General features: G+C 69.0%; 17 protein-coding genes and 1 tRNA gene. 7 read left to right on the forward strand and 11 right to left on the reverse strand.

Annotated elements, in window-relative coordinates; genetic code table 11:
• The first annotated feature begins 1 nt into the window (after position 1).
• Positions 2-940: a M48 family metallopeptidase gene (locus bpln_RS17525; protein ID WP_420807364.1), complete on the forward strand. Its 939-nt coding sequence runs from the start codon at positions 2-4 to the stop codon at positions 938-940.
• Here the strand turns inward: bpln_RS17525 and bpln_RS17530 are convergent.
• Positions 933-1,880, reverse strand: a complete 948-nt coding sequence (locus tag bpln_RS17530) for an AraC family transcriptional regulator (RefSeq protein WP_055139382.1) — start codon at positions 1,878-1,880, stop codon at positions 933-935. The two genes, bpln_RS17525 and bpln_RS17530, sit on opposite strands and share 8 nt — an antisense overlap.
• Positions 1,881-2,101: 221 nt before the next feature.
• Here bpln_RS17530 and bpln_RS17535 point away from each other — a divergent pair, with 221 nt between their 5' ends.
• Positions 2,102-3,160 (forward strand): NAD(P)-dependent alcohol dehydrogenase, encoded by a 1,059-nt coding sequence (locus bpln_RS17535; protein ID WP_055139383.1) that lies wholly within the window; start codon positions 2,102-2,104, stop codon positions 3,158-3,160.
• Between the two features lie 126 nt (positions 3,161-3,286).
• On the opposite strand, the gene bpln_RS17540 is transcribed toward bpln_RS17535, so the two are convergent.
• From bpln_RS17540 to gatC, 5 genes are all read right to left on the reverse strand, one after another.
• The gene (locus bpln_RS17540; RefSeq protein ID WP_042626289.1) at positions 3,287-4,057 is read right to left on the reverse strand and encodes an exodeoxyribonuclease III; all 771 of its coding nucleotides are present in this window, start codon (positions 4,055-4,057) and stop codon (positions 3,287-3,289) included.
• A 75-nt stretch (positions 4,058-4,132) separates the two neighbouring features.
• Positions 4,133-4,972 carry a PPK2 family polyphosphate kinase gene (locus bpln_RS17545; RefSeq protein ID WP_055139384.1) on the reverse strand — a complete coding sequence of 280 codons (840 nt, stop codon included), beginning with the start codon at positions 4,970-4,972 and terminating at the stop codon, positions 4,133-4,135.
• 122 nt (positions 4,973-5,094) lie between these two features.
• Positions 5,095-6,567 (reverse strand): Asp-tRNA(Asn)/Glu-tRNA(Gln) amidotransferase subunit GatB, encoded by a 1,473-nt coding sequence (gene gatB / locus bpln_RS17550; RefSeq protein ID WP_055139385.1) that lies wholly within the window; start codon positions 6,565-6,567, stop codon positions 5,095-5,097.
• A gap of 3 nt (positions 6,568-6,570) precedes the next feature.
• Positions 6,571-8,061 carry an Asp-tRNA(Asn)/Glu-tRNA(Gln) amidotransferase subunit GatA gene (gene gatA / locus bpln_RS17555; RefSeq protein ID WP_055139386.1) on the reverse strand — a complete coding sequence of 497 codons (1,491 nt, stop codon included), beginning with the start codon at positions 8,059-8,061 and terminating at the stop codon, positions 6,571-6,573.
• Between the two features lie 88 nt (positions 8,062-8,149).
• On the reverse strand, positions 8,150-8,449 hold the full coding sequence (gene gatC / locus bpln_RS17560) for an Asp-tRNA(Asn)/Glu-tRNA(Gln) amidotransferase subunit GatC (RefSeq protein ID WP_042626293.1): 300 nt from the start codon (positions 8,447-8,449) through the stop codon (positions 8,150-8,152).
• A gap of 396 nt (positions 8,450-8,845) precedes the next feature.
• On the opposite strand from gatC, the gene bpln_RS17565 reads away from it, so the two are divergent.
• From bpln_RS17565 to rodA, 5 genes are all read left to right on the forward strand, one after another.
• Positions 8,846-9,889: a rod shape-determining protein gene (locus bpln_RS17565; RefSeq protein ID WP_004189550.1), complete on the forward strand. Its 1,044-nt coding sequence runs from the start codon at positions 8,846-8,848 to the stop codon at positions 9,887-9,889.
• Positions 9,890-10,066: 177 nt separating this feature from the next.
• Positions 10,067-11,209, forward strand: a complete 1,143-nt coding sequence (mreC, locus tag bpln_RS17570; RefSeq protein ID WP_055139387.1) for a rod shape-determining protein MreC — start codon at positions 10,067-10,069, stop codon at positions 11,207-11,209.
• Positions 11,206-11,718, forward strand: a complete 513-nt coding sequence (gene mreD / locus bpln_RS17575) for a rod shape-determining protein MreD (RefSeq protein ID WP_042626295.1) — start codon at positions 11,206-11,208, stop codon at positions 11,716-11,718. Before mreC ends, mreD begins: the two co-directional genes overlap by 4 nt.
• Before the next feature lie 100 nt (positions 11,719-11,818).
• Positions 11,819-14,107: a penicillin-binding protein 2 gene (mrdA, locus tag bpln_RS17580; RefSeq protein ID WP_055139388.1), complete on the forward strand. Its 2,289-nt coding sequence runs from the start codon at positions 11,819-11,821 to the stop codon at positions 14,105-14,107.
• A gap of 11 nt (positions 14,108-14,118) precedes the next feature.
• The gene (rodA, locus tag bpln_RS17585) at positions 14,119-15,267 is read left to right on the forward strand and encodes a rod shape-determining protein RodA (protein ID WP_042626297.1); all 1,149 of its coding nucleotides are present in this window, start codon (positions 14,119-14,121) and stop codon (positions 15,265-15,267) included.
• Between the two features lie 337 nt (positions 15,268-15,604).
• Here the strand turns inward: rodA and bpln_RS17595 are convergent, their stop codons facing one another.
• The 5 genes from bpln_RS17595 to bpln_RS17615 all read right to left on the reverse strand — a co-directional run bounded on the left by bpln_RS17595 (position 15,605) and on the right by bpln_RS17615 (position 19,386).
• A complete protein-coding gene (locus bpln_RS17595; protein ID WP_082465338.1) occupies positions 15,605-16,450 on the reverse strand; it encodes a tetratricopeptide repeat protein in 846 nt (281 codons plus the stop codon).
• A 545-nt stretch (positions 16,451-16,995) separates the two neighbouring features.
• Positions 16,996-17,448, reverse strand: a complete 453-nt coding sequence (gene queD / locus bpln_RS17600; RefSeq protein WP_042626299.1) for a 6-carboxytetrahydropterin synthase QueD — start codon at positions 17,446-17,448, stop codon at positions 16,996-16,998.
• A 19-nt stretch (positions 17,449-17,467) separates the two neighbouring features.
• Entirely contained in the window at positions 17,468-18,100 is a 633-nt protein-coding gene (gene queE / locus bpln_RS17605) for a 7-carboxy-7-deazaguanine synthase (protein WP_042626300.1), read from the reverse strand.
• 156 nt (positions 18,101-18,256) lie between these two features.
• A complete protein-coding gene (gene queC, locus bpln_RS17610) occupies positions 18,257-18,991 on the reverse strand; it encodes a 7-cyano-7-deazaguanine synthase QueC (protein ID WP_042626301.1) in 735 nt (244 codons plus the stop codon).
• Positions 18,992-19,310: 319 nt separating this feature from the next.
• Positions 19,311-19,386, reverse strand: a tRNA-Phe gene (locus tag bpln_RS17615).
• Between the last annotated feature and the right edge of the window lie 15 nt (positions 19,387-19,401).

The following is a 19,401-nucleotide window of genomic DNA, read 5'->3' on the forward strand; positions in this document are numbered from 1 at the left end:
CATCGCGCTCGGCGCGCTGCTGGCCGGCGCGGCCGGGCTCGCCTGCGCGGCGGCGGCCGACGCGCCACCCGCTTCGGCCACCGCGCCTGCGCCGCCGGCGCATGCGGCCGCCTACCGGCCGCCGCCCGTCGGCGTGGGCTACGGCAACGCGTTCGCGTTCCGCAACCTGATCCCGTCGCCGGTGCTCGAGCAGATCACCGGCGCGCAATACCAGCGGATGCTGCAGGCGGCCGCGCAGGCCGGCACGCTGATGGCGGCCGACGACGCGCGCGTCAGGCGGCTGCGCGCGCTGGTCGAGCGGCTCGCGCCGTATGCGGTCAAGTGGAACGAGCGCGTGAAGGGCTGGCACTGGGAGCTGAACGTGGTGCGCGCGCGCGAGATCCGCGTGCTCGGCCTGCCGGGCGGCAAGCTGCTGGTCGACAGCGGGCTCATCGAACGGCTGCGCCTGAACGACAACGAACTCGGCGTGCTGATCGCGCACGAGATGGCGCACGCGCTGCGCGAGCACGCGCGCGCCGGCCTCGGGGACATGCCGCCCGCGGCGGCGCCCGGTGCGAACCCGATCTCGTCGCTGTACGGTCTGGCCGAGCCGCTGCCCGCGCCGCCCGCGATCGCCGAGCGGCTCGCGACGCTGCGCTACGGACGCACCGACGAAACCGAGGCCGACGTGATCGGCGGCGACATCGCGGCCCGAGCCGGCATCGATCCGCGCGCCGCGATCACGCTGTGGGACAAGCTCGCGGCCGCCACCCGCGGCGACCGCCGGCACGGCTTCATCTATTCGCATCCCTACGACGCGCGCCGCCGCCAGGAACTGATGAAGCGGCTCGCCGACCTGATGCCGGTCTACGCGAAGGCGATCGGCAAGCGCGTCGAGACGCTGCCGCCGTATGCGGGCATCAGCGCGGTGCGCCGCCGCCCCGCCTCACCCGTCAGTTGATCTCGGCCGGCTCGCCGTTCACGACGAGGCCGTTGGCCTGCACCCAGCGTACTTCGTCGCCGGGACTGCGGCCGAACATGCGCTTGAACTCGCGGCTGAACTGCGAGGCGCTCGCATAACCGACGCGCGCGGCCGCCGCGCCGGCGCTGACGCCTTCCTGCACCATCATCAGCCGCGCGTTGTGCAGCCGCGTGGCCTTCACGTACTGCATCGGCGAGGTGCCCGTCACGCTGCGGAAATGCGTGTGGAACACCGCGGCGCTCATGCCGGCCTCGGCCGCGAGCGCGTCGATCGAATGCTCGCCGCCGAGATTGAGGTGGATACGCCGCAACGCCTTGGCGATCCGTCCGAAGTGATGCCGCTGGCCGAGCGCCGCGCGGATCGCGTCGCCCTGCTCGCCCGTCAGCACGCGGTAGCCGATCTCGCGCATGATCGAGGGACCGAGCACGCGTGTGTCGTGCGGCGACTGCAGCGTTTCGAGCAGGCGCAGCACCGCGTCGGCGAGCGGCGCGCCGAGCGGCGTCGAGCAGATGCTGTCCGGCTCGCTCGCGGCCGCGCCGTGCGTTTCCTCCAGCAGCATCGCGAGTTCGGCGATCACGCCGAGGTCGATGCGCACCGAGATCGCCAGGAACGGGCCATGCGGCGCCGTGTAGGTTTCGCACTCGAACGGCAGCGGCACCGACAGCACCAGATACTGGCGCTCGTCGTAGACGAACGTGCGCTCGCCGACGTAGCCGACCTTGCGGCCTTGACAGACGATCACGATGCTCGGCTCGTAGAGTACCGGGCAGCGCGGCACGGTGGTGCTCACGCGCATGAAGCGCACGCCTTCGAGCGCCGCGTCGGTCGAGCCGTCATGCGGCGCGAGCCGGTCGATCAGCGCGATCATGCGCCGCTGCACGCGCAGGTCGCCATCCGGTATCAGGGGTTCGAAGCTCATTTCGTATCCTTTACCGGTAATAGGATCAGGCTTGCAATCTAGCACCGCGGACGGCCAGCGCGTGCTGCGCCCGCACAATTCAAGAGGAAAAGGCAAAGCTTCAAGACCTTCAGGTATATCGACGCGCCGCCCCCGTCCTTAGTATGGGAACCCGTTTCGCGCCGCCGGCCGCTGCGGCGGGCGCGCGGATCGTCTCGAATCCCACGGTAAGGAGCCTCCCAATGAGCACGACTTACGCTTACGCGGCGCAAAGCGCGACCAGCCCGCTCGCCCCCCTCCAGATCGAACGCCGCGACCTGCGCGAGCTCGACGTCCAGATCGAAATCCTCTACTGCGGCGTCTGCCATTCCGACCTGCACCAGGCGCGCAACGAATGGCGCAACTCGATCTATCCGGTGGTGCCGGGCCACGAGATCGTCGGCCGGGTCACGGCGGTCGGCCCCGAAGTCAGCCGCTTCAAGGCCGGCGACCTGGTCGGCGTCGGCTGCCTGGTCGATTCGTGCCGCACCTGCGCGAGCTGCTCGGAAGGCCTCGAGCAATATTGCGAAAACGGTTTCGTCGGCACCTACAACGGCGAGGACCGCGTGACGGGCGACATCACCTTCGGCGGTTACTCGTCGCAGGTCGTCGTCGACGAGGCGTTCGTGCTGCGCGTGCCCGAGAAGCTCGAGCTCGCCGCCGCCGCGCCGCTGCTCTGCGCCGGCATCACCACCTACTCGCCGCTGCGCCAGTGGGGCGCCGGCCCGGGCAAGAAGGTCGGCATCGTCGGCCTGGGCGGCCTTGGCCACATGGGCGTGAAGATCGCGCGCGCGATGGGCGCGCACGTGGTGCTGTTCACCACCTCGCCGTCGAAGATCGAGGACGGCAAGCGCCTGGGCGCGCACGAAGTGGTGATCTCGAAGGACGAGGCGCAGATGAACGCGCACGCCAACAGCTTCGACCTGATCGTCAACACGGTGGCCGCGCAGCACGACCTGAACCCGTTCCTGAACCTGCTCAAGCGCGACGGCACGATGACGCTGGTGGGCGCGCCCGAGCACGACCATCCGTCGCCGAACGTGTTCAACCTGATCCTCAAGCGCCGCCGCCTGGCCGGCTCGCTGATCGGCGGCATCGCCGAGACGCAGGAGATGCTCGATTTCTGCGCCGAGCACGACATCGTGTCTGACATCGAGCTGATCAGGATTCAGGACATCAACCACGCGTATGAACGGATGCTCAAGAGCGACGTGAAGTACCGCTTCGTGATCGACATCGCTTCGCTGAAGGACGCGGCGTAAGCGCCGTCGCTACCCGGCTTCGGGGCCGGGCATGAGCGAGGTATGGGCGGGAAAGGAAAAACGCCACCGGGAGCGATTCCGGTGGCGTTTTTTTGTTGGATCCGACAAGCGGCGGGCGGCCTCTGCTTACTTGTAGTCGTAATCCACCGTCAGCGGCGCATGATCGCTGAACTTGATGTCGCGGAAGATCGAGGTTTCCTTCGCCGTCCCCGCCACGCCCGGCGTGGCGATCTGGTAATCGATCCGCCACCCCACGTTCTTCGCGTAGGCCTGGCCGCGGTTGCTCCACCACGTGTACTGGTCGGGGCGCGGGTCGAGCGTGCGGAACACGTCCACGTAGCCGACGTCGTCGAACAGCTTGGTCAGCCACGCGCGCTCCTCGGGCAGGCAGCCGGAATTCTTCTGGTTGCTCTTCCAGTTGCGGATGTCGATTTCCTTGTGGACGATGTTCACGTCGCCGCAGACGATCACCTCGCGCCTGGCCTTCAGCTCGGCCAGATGCGGCATGAATTCGTCCATGAAGCGGTACTTGGCCTGCTGGCGCTCGTCGCCGCTCGAGCCCGACGGCACGTACACCGACACCACCGACAGCTTGCCGAAGCGCGCCTCGACGTAACGCCCCTCGGCGTCGAACTCGCTGCTGCCGTAGCCGATGATCACGTCGTCGGGCTCGCGGCGCGTGTAGAGCCCCGCGCCGCTGTAGCCCTTCTTCTGGGCATGGTGGAAGTAGCCGGTGAAACCGTGCGGCGCCGCGAATTCGGCGGGCAGGTCGTCGGCCGACACCTTGATTTCCTGCACGCAGACGCAATCGGCCTGCTGGTCGCCGAGCCAGTCGAAGAAGCCCTTCTTCGCGGCGGAGCGGATGCCGTTCAGGTTCGCCGTAATGACACGCAGCATGATGTGTTTCCGTTCAGTGTTCCGGGTTCGATGGATGGGTTTCGCGGCGGCGAGGCAAGCCGGGCGCGGCGGCGCTCACTCGATCTTCACGCCCGCGAGCTCGGGCTTGGCGGGCGGATAGGCGAGCTTCATCGCCGTCAGCTCGCGCAGCAGCAGCTCGGCGATCATCACGTTGCGATGCGTCTTCGAGTCGGCCGGGATCATGTACCACGGCGCGTGCGGCGCCGAGGTGGCGGCCAGCGCGTCGCGGTAGGCGATCTGGTAGGCGTCCCAGTCCTTGCGCGCCTCGATGTCGGACAGGTCGAACTTCCAGTGCTTGTTCGGATCGTCCACGCGCGCCTGCAGCCGCGCGCGCTGCTCGTCCTTCGAGATGTGCAGGAAGCACTTGACGATGGTCGTGCCGGACTCCGACAACATCGCCTCGAACTGGCGGATCTGCCGGTAGCGGCGCTCGCATTCGGCCTTGTCGATGCCGCCCTTTACGCGCGGCACCAGCACGTCCTCGTAGTGGCTGCGGTTGAAGATCGTCAGCTCGCCGGCGGCCGGCACCTGCGCGTGGACGCGCCAGAGAAAGTCGTGCGCGAGCTCGACCGCGGTGGGCGCCTTGAACGGCACGACGCGCAGGCCGAGCGGATCGACCTCGTGGAACACGGCGCGCACGGTGCCGTCCTTGCCGCTGGTATCCATGCCCTGCAGCACCAGCAGCAGGCGCTTGCGCGGCTGCGTATGCAGCATGTCCTGCAGCGCGTCGATCTGCATCGACAGCTCGGACAGATGTGCGCGATCGGTGTCCTTCGAGCCGGCCGAGAACGGCTTGGCGCCGGGCTCGAACGCGTCGAGCTGGAACGCCGCGGCGGCCTTCTCGTCGGTGTGGTACGGCACGCGGAAATCGTCGAGCGACGCTTGCTTCGCCATCAATGCCTCCTGGACGGGATTCGGAAGTCGCGATGCGGCGCAAGCCGCCGAGCATAACGCAAGCGGCCGGCCCGCAGCGGCGGACGCGGCCACCACCGCCGACCGCCGCGTGGGAGCCGCGCTCAGCCGAGCTTCTTCTTCAGCAGCTCGTTGACCTGCGCCGGGTTTGCCTTGCCCTTGGTCGCCTTCATCGCCTGGCCGACCAGCGCGTTGAACGCCTTCTCCTTGCCGGCGCGGAATTCCTCGACCGACTTCGCGTTGGCGGCCAGCACCTCGTCGATGATCGCCTCGAGCGCGCCGGTGTCGGAAATCTGCTTGAGGCCCTTCGCCTCGATGATGCGGTCGGCCGCGGCGTCGTCGGTGGCCTTCTCGTCCCAGATCGCCTGGAAGATTTCCTTGGCGATCTTGTTCGAGATGGTGCCGTCGGCGATCCGCTGCAGCACCAGCGCGAGCTGCGCGGCCGATACCGGGCAGGCGTCGATCTCGATGCCTTCGCGGTTCAACAGCGACGACACGTCGCCCATCAGCCAGTTGGCGGCGGTCTTCGCGTTCGCGGTGCCGGCCTTGGCGACCACCGCCTCGAAATAGGCGGCCATCGCCTTGCTGGAAGTCAGCACCACCGCGTCATAGGGCGTCATGCCGTACTGCCCGGCGAAGCGTTGCTGCATCGCGGCCGGCAGTTCGGGCATCTCGCCGCGCACGCGCTCGACCCACTTCGGATCGATCACCACCGGCATCAGGTCAGGGTCAGGGAAGTAGCGGTAGTCCTGCGCGTCTTCCTTGCTGCGCATCGAGCGCGTCTCGCGCTTGTCCGGATCGTACAGGCGCGTTTCCTGCACCACCTCGCCGCCGTCCTCGATCAACTCGATCTGGCGCCGCACTTCATGGTTGATCGCGTCCTCGAGGAAGCGGAACGAGTTCAGGTTCTTGATCTCGGCGCGCGTGCCGAATTTCTCCTGGCCGACCGGGCGCACCGAAACGTTCGCGTCGCAGCGGAACGAGCCTTCCTGCATGTTGCCGTCGCAGATGCCGAGCCACACCACCAGCGCGTGCAGCGCCTTGGCGTAGGCCACGGCCTCGGCCGCGCTGCGCATCTCGGGCTCGGTGACGATCTCGAGCAGCGGCGTGCCGGCGCGGTTCAGGTCGATGCCGGTCATGCCGGCAAAATCCTCGTGCAGCGACTTGCCGGCGTCTTCCTCAAGGTGCGCGCGCGTGAGGTTGATGGTCTTCGCGTAGGCTTCCTTGCCGGTCTTCTCGTTGGCGGGCACCTGGATCGTGATGCGGCCGCCCTGCACGACCGGAATCTCGTACTGGCTGATCTGATAGCCCTTCGGCAGATCCGGGTAGAAGTAATTCTTGCGCGCGAAGATGCTGCGCGGCGCGACCGTCGCGTCGACCGCGAGGCCCAGCCGGATCGCGCGCTCCACGGCGCCGCGGTTCAGCACCGGCAGCACGCCGGGCAGCGCCAGATCGACCGCGCAGGCCTGGGTGTTGGGCTCGGCGCCGAACTGCGTCGAGGCACCCGAGAAGATCTTCGAGGCGGTCGACAGCTGCGCGTGCGTCTCGAGACCGATAACGACTTCCCATTGCGTCATTGCTTAACTCCCCGCCGGAACTTGCTTATGCCAATCGGTCGCGCGCTGGAACGCGTCGGCGACCTGCAGCATCCGGGCTTCGTTGAAATAGTTGCCGATGATCTGCAGGCCGACCGGGCGCCGCGCGTTCGCACCGGCGCCGAAGCCGCACGGCACGCTCATGCCGGGCAGCCCCGCCAGGCTGACCGACAGCGTGTAGATGTCGGCCAGGTACATCTGCAGCGGATCGTCGCCCTTGGCGCCGAGATCCCAGGCCACGGTGGGCGAGGCCGGCCCCATGATCACGTCGCACCGCTCGAACGCGTTCTGGAAATCCTGCGCGATGATGCGGCGGATCTTCTGCGCCTGCAGGTAGTACGCGTCGTAGTAGCCATGCGACAGCACGTACGCGCCCACCAGGATGCGGCGTTTCACTTCCGGGCCGAAACCCTCGGCGCGCGACTTCTTGTACATGTCGAGCAGGTCGCGGTACTCGGCCGCGCGATGGCCGTAGCGCACGCCGTCGAACCGCGACAGGTTCGACGAGGCCTCGGCCGGCGCGATCACGTAGTAGACCGGGATCGACAGTTCCGTCTTCGGCAGCGACACCGGCACCAGCGTGGCACCGAGCGCCTCGTACTGCTTGAGCGCCGCGTCGATCGCCGCGCGCACGTCGTCGGCCAGACCCGCGCCGAAATACTCGTCCGGCAGGCCGATGCGCAGGCCCGCGAGCGGCTTGCCGGCCGGCGCGTCGGGCGTCCACGGCGCGCCCAGGTGGCGGCCGAAGTTCTCGTCGTCGCGCTCGAGGCTGGTGGAGTCGCGCGTGTCGAAGCCGGCCATCGCGTCGAGCAGCAGCGCGCAGTCGGCCGCGCTCTGCGCCATCGGGCCGCCCTGGTCGAGCGACGAGGCGAACGCGATCATGCCGTAGCGCGACACCCGGCCGTAGGTCGGCTTGATCCCCGTCACGCCGGCGAACGAGGCCGGCTGGCGGATCGAACCGCCGGTGTCGGTGCCGGTGGCGGCCGGCGCGAGCCGCGCGGCCACCGCCGCCGCGCTGCCGCCCGAGCTGCCGCCCGGCACGGCTCGCGTGTCCCACGGGTTCTTCACGGCGCCGAACGCCGAGTTCTCGTTGGACGAACCCATCGCGAACTCGTCCATGTTGGTCTTGCCGAGCGTGACCATGCCGGCCGCGGCGAGCCGCTCGACCACGGTCGCGTCGAACGGGCTGGTGTAGTTCGCGAGCATCTTCGAGCCGGCGGTCGAGCGCCAGCCGCGCGTGACGAACACGTCCTTGTGCGCGATCGGCAGGCCGGCGAGCGGGCCGGCGCGGCCGGCCGCGCGCGCGGCGTCGGCCTCGCGCGCCTGCGCCAGCGTGAGCTCGGCGTCGACGTGGACGAACGCATTGAGCGCGCTCGCCGCGTCGATGCGTTGCAGGTAGAGCTGCGCGAGCTCGACGGCCGAGGTTTGGCCGGCGTCGAGCGCGGCGCGCAGTTCGGTCAGGCTGTTTGCGTGCATTGCTGGAGAATTCCTGGATGCTTGTGTACTCGCGGCACGGCCGCGAGACCGGGGCCGGCCGCTGCCGGCCGCGCTGGGTCCATCAAGCTTATTCGATCACCTTCGGCACGAGGAACAGGCCGTCCTGGACGGCCGGCGCCGGACGTTGATTCTCGTCGCGATTGACCGTCTCGGTGACGACGTCGTCGCGCAGACGCTGCGCGACTTCCTGGATCTGCTCGATCGGGTGCGCGAGCGGGGCGATACCGTTCGTATCGACGGCCTGCATCTTCTCGACGAGACCGAAGAAATCGTTGAGCTGGCCGAGCGTCTGCCCGGCCTCGGTATCGTTCATCTCGAGCCGCGCGAGGTGCGCGATGCGTTTCACGTCGTTCAGGGTCAAAGCCATGCGGTCACCGGAAAAACTGGGCTGCGCGACGCCTTGGAAGCCGGGTCGCGACAGGGGGTTGGAGGACTCGTTCGCACCCTCAAAATTCGGGCGCGAAGCGGTGAATTGACGGTCCGTTTGGGTTCGAATACCCCGAAATTATAAGGTATCATTACGCGTTCGACCCAGCGCCGGACCGACCCTCCCGCACGACCCACCGTTAGCTGCAAGCCGGCTGCAAGTCAGCCGCCTGCCAGGCGGGATGCAAGCGGGACGCGCGACGGTCCCGGTAGATTTCACTCGCGGCTTCGAGGTCCAGAGGCGGCCGCTCCCCGCCCGATCCGAGGCTGTTATTTTTTCCGCCGCCCGCCCAGCGTCCCGTCCGCCGGGTCGGCCCAGAGCGAGACAGGATTCTGAATGTTCGGTTTTTTGCGCAGCTACTTCTCCAACGATCTCGCGATCGATCTCGGCACCGCAAACACCCTCATCTACATGCGCGGCAAGGGCATCGTCCTCGATGAGCCGTCCGTCGTGTCGATCCGCCAGGAAGGCGGCCCCAACGGCAAGAAGACGATCCAGGCCGTCGGCAAGGAAGCCAAGCAGATGCTCGGCAAGGTGCCGGGCAACATCGAGGCGATCCGTCCGATGAAAGACGGCGTGATCGCCGACTTCACCGTCACCGAGCAGATGATCAAGCAGTTCATCAAGACGGCGCACGAGTCGCGGATGTTCTCGCCCTCGCCGCGCATCATCATCTGCGTGCCGTGCGGCTCGACCCAGGTCGAGCGCCGCGCGATCAAGGAAGCCGCGCACGGCGCCGGCGCCTCGCAGGTCTACCTGATCGAGGAGCCGATGGCCGCGGCGATCGGCGCCGGCCTGCCGGTGTCGGAAGCCACCGGCTCGATGGTGGTCGACATCGGCGGCGGCACCACCGAAGTGGGCGTGATCTCGCTGGGCGGCATCGTCTACAAGGGCTCGGTGCGCGTGGGCGGCGACAAGTTCGACGAGGCGATCGTCAACTACATCCGCCGCAACTACGGCATGCTGATCGGCGAGCAGACCGCCGAGGCGATCAAGAAGGAAATCGGCTCCGCGTTCCCGGGCTCCGAGGTCAAGGAGATGGAAGTGAAGGGCCGCAACCTGTCGGAAGGCATTCCGCGCAGCTTCACGATCTCCAGCAACGAAATCCTCGAGGCACTGACCGATCCGCTGAACCAGATCGTCTCGTCGGTGAAAATCGCCCTCGAACAGACGCCGCCGGAACTGGGTGCCGACATCGCCGAGCGCGGCATGATGCTGACGGGCGGCGGCGCGCTGCTGCGCGACCTGGACCGCCTGCTGGCCGAGGAAACCGGCCTGCCGGTGCTGGTCGCCGAAGACCCGCTGACCTGCGTGGTGCGTGGCTCGGGCATGGCGCTCGAGCGCATGGACAAGCTCGGCAGCATCTTCTCCTACGAGTGATGCGCTCCGGGCCGCGGCCGGCCCGGCACGCGGGGGCCGACCACCGCGCCCCCATCCCGGCATGCAGCAGATACCGATAACGCGCGCGCGAGGCCACGGCTTGTCACGATCAGCCGAACCGCCGCGCGTTTTGCGCGTCTGAGGAACATTTAACCGATCGAGCGCCCGGCGCCGACCATGGAATACAGTCCGCCGCCCCTCTTCAAGCAAGGTCCGTCCGCGCTCGCGCGGCTGATCTTCTTCGTCGCGCTGGCGATCGCGCTCCTCGTCTCGGACGCGCGCTTCAGCACGCTCGAAATCGTCCGGGGCATTCTCGGCACCGCGCTGTACCCGCTGCAGCGGGCCGCGCTGGTGCCGCGCGACCTGTTCATGGGCGCGGCCGATCTCGCCGCGACCAACGCGTCGCTGCGCCACGACAACCAGCAGTTGCACCAGCGCAACCTGACGCTGTCGCTGCAGGCCAATCAGGCCGCCCTGCTCGCGGCCGACAACGCCCACCTGCGCGCCGTGCTCGGCCTGCGCGCGCGCATCGCCGCGCAGGCCACGCCGGTCGAGATCCAGTACGACACGAGCGACCCGTTCTCGCAGAAGGTCGTGATCGGCCGCGGCCCGCACGACGAGATCCAGAACGGCGCGCCGGTGGTCACCGAGGACGGCGTGATCGGCCAGATCACACGCGTGTTCCCGCTGCAGGCCGAGATCACGCTGATCACCGACCGCGATCTCGCGATCCCCGTGCAGGTGCTGCGCACCGGGCTGCGCAGCGTGATCTACGGCACTCCGAAGGGCGACTCGCTGGACCTGCGCTTCGTGCCGACCAGCGCGGACCTGATGGTCGGCGACGAGCTCGTGACGAGCGGCCTCGACGGCCTCTATCCGCCCGGGCTGCCGGTCGCCAGGGTGGTCCGCATCGACAAGCTCGCCGATACCGCGTTCGCGCACGTCGTCTGCATGCCGATCGCCGCCGTGCGCGGCGCGCGCGAAATGCTCGTGCTGCACTACCAGAGCGACGTGCCGCCGCGTCCGGTCGATCCGGAGCCGGCCGCCGACAAGAACGCGAAGGGCAGGAAAGGCGCGAAAACCGCCGACAGGGGCAAGGGCGACGGAGCCGCCCAGCCGGCCAGCACGGCCGCCGCGGCCAGCGGCGCCAGATCGGCGGAACAGCCAGCCGGAAAACCCGCTGAAAAGCCCGCCGGAAAATCCGCCGAGCCGGCCGCCGCCCGACCGGCGCCGCGCCCCGCCACGGCGGCGGCCCCGGCCACCGCGCGTCCGGCCCCGGCGGCCCCCGCCGCCGCCCCGTCACGCGGAGCGCAGCCATGAGCCGTCCGCAATACATCCTGCAGCCGGTCAATCCGTACTTCATCGTCTTCAGCCTCGCCGCCGCGTTCCTGCTGAACCTGATGCCGTGGGGGCGGCTGCCCGGCGTGCCCGACTTCGTCGCCGTGGTGCTGCTGTTCTGGAACATCCACCAGCCGCGCAAGGTCGGCATGGGCGTGGCGTTCCTGCTCGGGATCCTGATGGACGTCCACGACGCGGGGCTGCTCGGCGAGCACGCGCTCGCTTACACGCTGCTGTCGTATGGCGCGATCACGATCCACCGCCGCGTGCTGTGGCTCTCGCTCGGCGTGCAGATGTTCTACGTGGCGCCGCTGCTGGTGGTGGCGCAGCTCGTGCCGTTCGTGATCCGCCTCGTGATGGGCGCCGCGTTCCCGGGCTGGAGCTATCTCGTCGACGGGTTCGTGGAGGCCGTGCTCTGGCCGCTCGCGAGCCTCCTGCTGTTGATGCCGCAACGCCGCCCGGTCGATCCGGACGACACGCGGCCGATCTGACCCGCACCGGCCGCCGCATGCCGAGCGTCCCGCCACCGGCCCCCGCCGCGAGCCCCGACACCCGCGCGCAGTCGGCGCGACCGCTTTCCTCCTGACTCGCATGACCGAATTCAAGGACACACAACAGCAGCTCTCGAAGTTCCGCCTGCGCGTCGCGGCGGCGGGGCTGTTCGTGTTCGTCTGCTTCGGGCTGCTCGCGACCCGCTTCTTCTACCTGCAGGTCTGGCAGCACAGCAAATACGCGCTGCAGGCCGACGAGAACCGCATCTCGGTCGCGCCGATCGTGCCGAACCGCGGCATCATCACCGACCGCAACGGCGTGGTGCTGGCGCGCAATTACTCCGCGTACACGCTCGAAATCACGCCGTCGAAGCTGACCGACACGCTCGACAACACCATCAACGCGCTCTCGGAGGTGATCCCGATCGACGCGCGCGACCGCCGCCGCTTCAAGAAGCTGCAGGAGGATTCGAAGAATTTCGAAAGCCTGCCGATCCGCACCCGCTTGAGCGACGAGGAAGTGGCGCGCTTCACGGCGCAGCGCTGGCGCTTTCCCGGCGTCGAGGTGCGCGCGCGGCTGTTCCGGCAATACCCGCTCGGGCCGACGGCCGCGCACGTGATCGGCTACATCGGCCGGATCTCGAAGCGCGACCAGGATCACATCGACGCGATGAGCGAAGCGAACGACGGCGATCCCGAGCACTACGACCCGCGCCGCGACGCCAACAACTACAAGGGCACCGACTACATCGGCAAGATCGGCGTCGAGCAGAGCTACGAGACCGAGCTGCACGGCGTGACCGGTTTCGAGGAAGTCGAGGTGACGGCGGGTGGGCGGCCGGTGCGCACGCTGTCGCGCACCCAGGCCACGCCCGGCGACAATCTCGTGCTGTCGATCGACATCGGGCTGCAGCAGGTGGCCGAGCAGGCGTTCGCCGGCAAGCGCGGCGCGCTGGTGGCGATCGAGCCGAGCACGGGCGACGTGCTCGCGTTCGTGTCGTCGCCGAGCTTCGACCCGAACTCGTTCGTCGACGGGATCGACCAGCAGACCTGGGACGAACTCAACACCTCGCCCGACAAGCCGCTGCTGAACCGCCCGCTGCACGGCACCTACCCGCCCGGCTCGACCTACAAGCCGTTCATGGCGCTGGCCGGGCTCGAACTGGGCAAGCGCACGCCCGGCTGGGGCTTCCAGGATCCCGGCTACTTCACGTTCGGCGGCCACACGTTCCGCAACGACGTGCGCTCGGGCCAGGGCTGGGTCGACATGAACCGCGCGATCATGGTGTCGAACGACACCTACTTCTACATGCTCGCGCGCGACCTCGGCGTGACCAACATCGCGAACTTCATGAAGCCGTTCGGCTTCGGCCAGATCACCGGCATCGACGTGCAGGGCGAAGCGCGCGGCGTGCTGCCGTCGCCGGAATGGAAGCGCAAGACGTTCCGCAAGCCCGCGCTGCAGAAGTGGTACGACGGCGAAACCATCAGCCTCGGGATCGGCCAGGGCTACAACTCGTTCACGATCCTGCAGCTCGCGCACGCGATGGCCACGCTGGCCGACAACGGCGTCGTGATGAAGCCCCACCTGGTCAAGGAAATCGAGGACCCGATCACGCGCGAGCGGCACCTGACCGTGCCGAAGGAAAGCGCCGTGATCCCGCTCAAGCAGGCCAACATCGACGTGGTCAAGCGCGGCCTGGAGAACGTGATCGAGAACCCGTCCGGCACCGCCTACCAGGTCTTCCGCGGCGCGCCCTACACGGCGGCCGGCAAGACCGGCACGGCGCAGGTTTTCTCGCTGCAGGGCTCGAACTACCGCGGCCACCTGCTTGCCGAACGGCTGCGCGACCACGCGCTCTTCACCGCCTACGCGCCGGCCGACCATCCGCGCATCGCGCTCGCGCTGATCGTCGAGAACGGCGGCTGGGGTGCGCAGTCAGCCGGCCCGATCGCGCGCAAGGTGCTCGACTTCTATCTGGTCGAGCGCCAGAACCCCGTCAACGAGGCTACCGCGGTGGCCGCCGCCGCCTCGGCCACCGCACCCGTCAGCGCGCCCGTGGTCGGCGACACCACCCAGCCCGTGGAAATCGCGGCCGGCTTCACGGCGCTGCCGCAGCCGGTGCCGCCCGCCGCCGCGAGCGCGGCCGCCGCGGCCAGCGGCGCGAGCGCGGCCGATGCAGCCTCGGGCGGCATGCCCGATGGCGCGGGCGCGTCCGGCTCCGGTGATTCCGCCGGCGCCGCGGCGCCCGTCGAGGCCAGCCTGCCGCCCGCCCGGCGGCTGCCGCGCAGGCCGCACCGCGCGCCCGCGAGCGCGGCCTCCGCGCCCGCCGCGGCGCGCGACGAACGCACTCCCGCCCGGCCCGCCGCGGCCGGCATCGACGAATAACGGAGAAAGGCATGCAATTCGACAAGCGCGCCTGGCTCGACAAGGCCAAACAGATGTTCGCGGGCTTCGACCGCCCGCTCGCGCTGATCGTGTTCCTGCTGCTCTGCGTGGGCATCGTCACGCTCTACAGCGCGAGCATCGACATGCCCGGGCGCGTCGAGGACCAGCTTCGCAACATCATGCTGACGTTCGTGCTGATGTGGATCATCGCGAACATCCCGCCGCAGACGCTGATGCGCTTCGCGGTGCCGCTCTACTCGTTCGGCATCGCGCTGCTGGTGGCCGTCGCGCTGTTCGGGATGACCAAGAAGGGCGCGAAACGCTGGCTCAACATCGGCGTCGTGATCCAGCCGTCGGAGATCCTCAAGATCGCCACGCCGCTGATGCTCGCCTGGTACTACCAGCGCCGCGAGGGCGGGATTCGCTGGTACGACTATCTGGTCGCGTTCGGCATCCTGCTGCTGCCGGTCGGGCTGATCGCCAAGCAGCCCGACCTCGGCACCGCCGTGCTGGTGCTGGCGGCCGGCCTGTTCGTGATCTACCTGGCCGGGCTGTCGTTCAAGCTGATCGTGCCGGTGCTCGTCGCCGGCGTGATCGCCGTGGTCGCGATCGCCACCTTCGAGGACAAGATCTGCCAGCCGCAGGTGGTCTGGCCGCTGATGCACGACTACCAGAAACACCGCGTCTGCACCCTGCTCGATCCCACCACCGATCCGCTCGGCAAGGGCTTCCACACGATCCAGGCGGTGATCGCGATCGGTTCGGGCGGGCCGTTCGGCAAGGGCTACCTGAAGGGCACGCAGGCCCACCTCGAGTTCATCCCCGAGAAGCACACCGACTTCATCTTCGCGGTGTACTCCGAGGAATTCGGGCTCGCGGGCGGCCTCGTGCTGCTCACGCTCTACATGGCGCTGATCACGCGCGGGCTGATCATCGCCGCGCAGGGCTCGACGCTGTTCGGGCGCCTGCTGGCCGGCTCGCTGTCGCTCGGCTTCTTCACCTATGCGTTCGTCAACGTCGGGATGGTCAGCGGCGTGTTGCCGGTGGTGGGCGTGCCGCTGCCGTTCATGAGCTACGGCGGCACCGCGCTGATCACGCTCGGCGTCGCGACCGGCCTGATCATGAGCGTCGGGCGGCAGAAGCGGCTGATGAAGTCGTAGCAGGCCGGCCCCGCTTGCGTCGATGTGCAGGATGCCCGCGTGAGCGGGCATTTTTCATTGGGGCGACCGGTTGGCGAGGGGCCGGTTCGCGAGGAGCCGGTTCGCGGGGCGATCGTTTCGCCGGGCGGCGTGCCCGACGACGGCGAGGGCCCGGCCCGGGCCGATCGCTTCCGTCTTGGCACCGGCGATGCCGTTCAACGCCACGCAGCGGGCATCGCCAGCCGGGTTCACCGCGCGACGCGCGGCAACCGGATCGCACCGCGCGCCGGCCATGCCGCCCGTGCCGGCCGCTCGTACGATAACCGCGGCGCAGCGATCTGGCCGCGGCGCCGCGCGTTCACTGCGAGGCCGGTTGCGCGGCCGACGCCTGCGAAGCGGCCGCCGCCACCTGCGCGCGCAGGATCCCGCTGAGCTCCTGATACTTCAGCGCGGCCACCTCGTCGCCCTGCGTCGCCGCCGCCGCGTAATAGGCGCGCGCGATGTTCAGGTTCACCGCGACGCCGTCGCCGCCGTGCTCGTAGAACGAGGCGGTCACGTATTGCGCGACCGGCTCGCCGGCGTCGGCCGCCCTCTGGTACCAGACGAACGCCTCGTGGTTGTCGCGCGGCGTGCCGCGACCGTCCAGGAACTGGTTGGCGAGCGCGAGTTCGGCCTGCACGCTGCCCTGCTGCGCCGCCTTCAGATACCAGCCGTGCGCCGCCGTCGCGTCGCGCGCGACGAACTGGCCGTCGTCGTACATCGTCGCGAGCACGTATTGCGCTTGCGTCATGCCGGCCCCGGCCGCCTCGGTCAGCCAGCGCACGCCGTCCGGCACGCTGGCGGCCGTGCCCTCGCCCTTGAGCAGCATCATTGCGTAGTTGAACTGCGCGAGCCGGTCGCCGCGCGCCGCCTCACGCCGGAAGCCGGCCAGCGCGGCCGGATAGTCGCCCGCGTTGTAGTCCGCGACGGCCGACTCGGTGGTCGCGCGCGAGGCTTTCGGCTTGCCGGCGTGTTTCGGCGCCTTCGCGGCGGGCCGGCTCGCGGCCGCGGCGGCCGGCGCCGAGGCCGCGGCATCGGCCGCCTGCGCCGGCCCGTTCGCCGCGAACCACGCGAGCGCCACGCCGAGCGCGAGCACGCCGCCGACGCGCCGACGCGCGGGCATTTCCTGCATGGCGCGCCGCGCCCGCATCCGTAAGCCGTTCATGTCCATTCCTCCTGCGTCACGCGCGGACCGCCGCGCGTCGGATCCCGCGCGACCCGCGCGCGCGCGATCCGATGTTTCGCCGCGCGGGGCGGCGAAGTCGTTGTTGTAATCGGGGGAAGGCGTGAGCGACGCGAGGCGGCTGCCGGCTCCCGAGCGGGTGGCGGCGCGCGGCGGCGAGCGACCGGATCGGCCCGCGGCACCACGCGCGCGACGATCATACAGCGGCCAGAAATGTGCTGCCGGGCGCGGACGCGGCGCGGGAAACGGCCGGGCGAAGCGGTCGCGACGGTGGGGAAAGGAAGCGGGCAACGGCGCCGCGGGCAAGGCGCCCGCCAGCGCGGCGGCAAACTGGAACGGCGAAAAAACCGCGCAAAGGCGGGAGAAAGCGGTGAGCACGGCACGCCGCGCATCAGCGACGCACGCGCCGGACAGCCAGATGAATTGCGCCGAACGACATCGACAGGCATCGACAGGCAGAGCCGCCACGAGCGGGTAAATGCACCCGGCACGCACCAACGCCGCCGGCGCGCTCGTACAACCGCTTCTCAGCGGCCCGGCTCGCGCTCCACGTCGGCCCAGCAGTTCGGCGTCTCGTAGAGCCGCACGCGCTCAAGGCGAAGGTTTACGCCGTAGTGCGCGTCGTAGACGTTCGCGAGGATGTCGAACGCGATCGCCGCGAGGTTCTCGACGGTGGGGATGCGGTCGAGCACGACCGTCTTGTGGTCGGCCATCTTCTCGAGGAACGAGCGCACCACCTCGTCGCGCGCGTAGACGAGGAACGCGTGGTCCCACTTGCCGACCAGATGCTCCATCGCGAGCGACTTCACGTCGGCGAAATCCATCACCATGCCGCGGTCCGGCGCGCCCTCGACGTCGACGAGGTCGCCGCGCAGCGTGATTTCGAGCACGTAGCGATGGCCATGCAGGTTGCGGCACTGGCTGCGGTGGTCGGGGATGCGGTGCCCCGCGTCGAATTCGAGTTTTCGGGTAATCAGCACGATGAGTGAAGCTCGCGGCTCAGGGAATGTTCAGGTATTTGTGGGTCTGCATCGACAGCCGCCATTGCGGATGGCGCTTGCACCAGTCGATCGCGAGCTTCGTATTGATGTCGCGCGAGGGGCCGTCCATCGGCTGCACGAGGAAGTACTCGAAATCGAGCCCCGCGTACTCGGCGAGGCGCTGGTTGTCCTGCGGGATCACGACCTTCAGTTCGTGCCCGCGGGTCACCACCAGCGGCGCGTCGGCCTTCGGGCTCACGCAGATCCAGTCGATCGTGTCGAGCACCGGCAGCGAGCCGTTGGTCTCGATCGCGATCTCGAAGCCGCGCGCATGCAGCGCGTCGACGAGCGGCTGGTCGAGCTGCAGCATCGGCTCGCCGCCCGTGCAGACCACGAAGCGGTGCGCCTCGCCCGCCGGCCACAGCGCCGCGACCTGATCGGCGAGCAGCTCGGGCGTCTTGAACTTGCCGCCGTTCTCGCCGTCGGTGCCGACGAAGTCGGTATCGCAGAACCGGCAGACGGCGCTGTCGCGGTCGGCCTCGCGGCCGGTCCACAGATTGCAGCCGGCGAAGCGGCAGAACACGGCCGGGCGCCCGGCGTTCGCGCCCTCGCCCTGCAATGTGTAGAAGATTTCCTTGACCGTGTACGTCATCGCTCGTGCGGCGGCTCGACGCCGCCCGTTCCATTGGTGCGCGGGATGCCCGCGCGACTGACTGATGCCCGACTGGTCGGGCGCGACCCGCGCGAGAGCCGCCCGGCCGGCGCCGCTTCCAGGGCAATCCTCAACGCGGCACCCCGGAGCGGCACCTCAGGCCGGCGCCTCGGTCACCTGTTCGCCGTTGCGGTACGCCTCGTAGCCGCGCCGGCGCAGCTTGCAGGCCGGGCACGCGCCGCAGCCGAAGCCCCAGTCGTGCAGCTCGGCGCGCTCGCCCACGTAGCAGGTATGCGTCTCGACGCGTACCAGCTCGACCAGCGCGGCGCCGCCCAGCTGCTCGGCGAGCCGCCAGGTGTCGGCCTTGTCGAGCCACATCAGCGGCGTCTCGAGCACCACGCGCGTGTCCATGCCGAGATTGAGCGCGACCTGCAGCGCCTTCATGGTGTCGTCGCGGCAGTCGGGATAGCCGGAGAAATCGGTCTCGCACATGCCGCCCACCAGCACCTTGAGCCCGCGCCGGTAGGCCACGGCCGCCGCGATCGTCATGAACAGCAGGTTGCGGCCCGGCACGAACGTGTTCGGCAGCCCGTTATCGGCCATCTCGATCTCGATCGAGCGCGTCATCGCGGTATCGCTGATCGCGCCGAGCACCGACAGGTCGATCATGTGATCGTCGCCGAGCCGGCCGGCCCACTGCGCAAACCGCGTGCGCAGCGCTTCGCGGACGCCTTCGCGGCACTCCAGCTCGACGCGATGCCGCTGGCCGTAGTCGAAGCCGAGCGTCTCGACGGTCTGGTAACGTTCGAGCGCCCAGGCAACGCAGGTCGCCGAATCCTGGCCGCCGGAAAACAGCACGAGCGCGCCACCCTTAGCGTCTGTCCGAATCACCGTGTACTCCGTGTATCAAGAGGCCCGCGTCGCGCGATGCCGGGGGCGCCGCCAGCATGGCCGACGCCGCGTGAGCGGAGTATGCGGCGGCTCGGCGCCAAACAAAAAAGGACTTGCGGCGCCGGAAAGCTGCGTCCTCAAGTCCTTCAAGTCTTTGAGTCGGCAGGGATTTTATCATGCGGCCCGCGCCTGCGCCGGGTGAGGCCGCGCGCGGCGCGCCTGCCGCGCATCGACTCGCGCAAGGAACCCGCGCGCCGCTTCCCGTTCCGGAAAAAGGAAAAGGTCCAAAAGCCGTGAAGCCTTTGGACCTTTGAATACTTGGTGGCCTGGGTCGGAATCGAACCAACGACACGCGGATTTTCAATCCGCTGCTCTACCAACTGAGCTACCGGGCCAACGAAGAAGTGAGA

The organism is Burkholderia plantarii (genome assembly GCF_001411805.1).
In the GTDB taxonomy this organism is placed as follows: domain Bacteria; phylum Pseudomonadota; class Gammaproteobacteria; order Burkholderiales; family Burkholderiaceae; genus Burkholderia; species Burkholderia plantarii.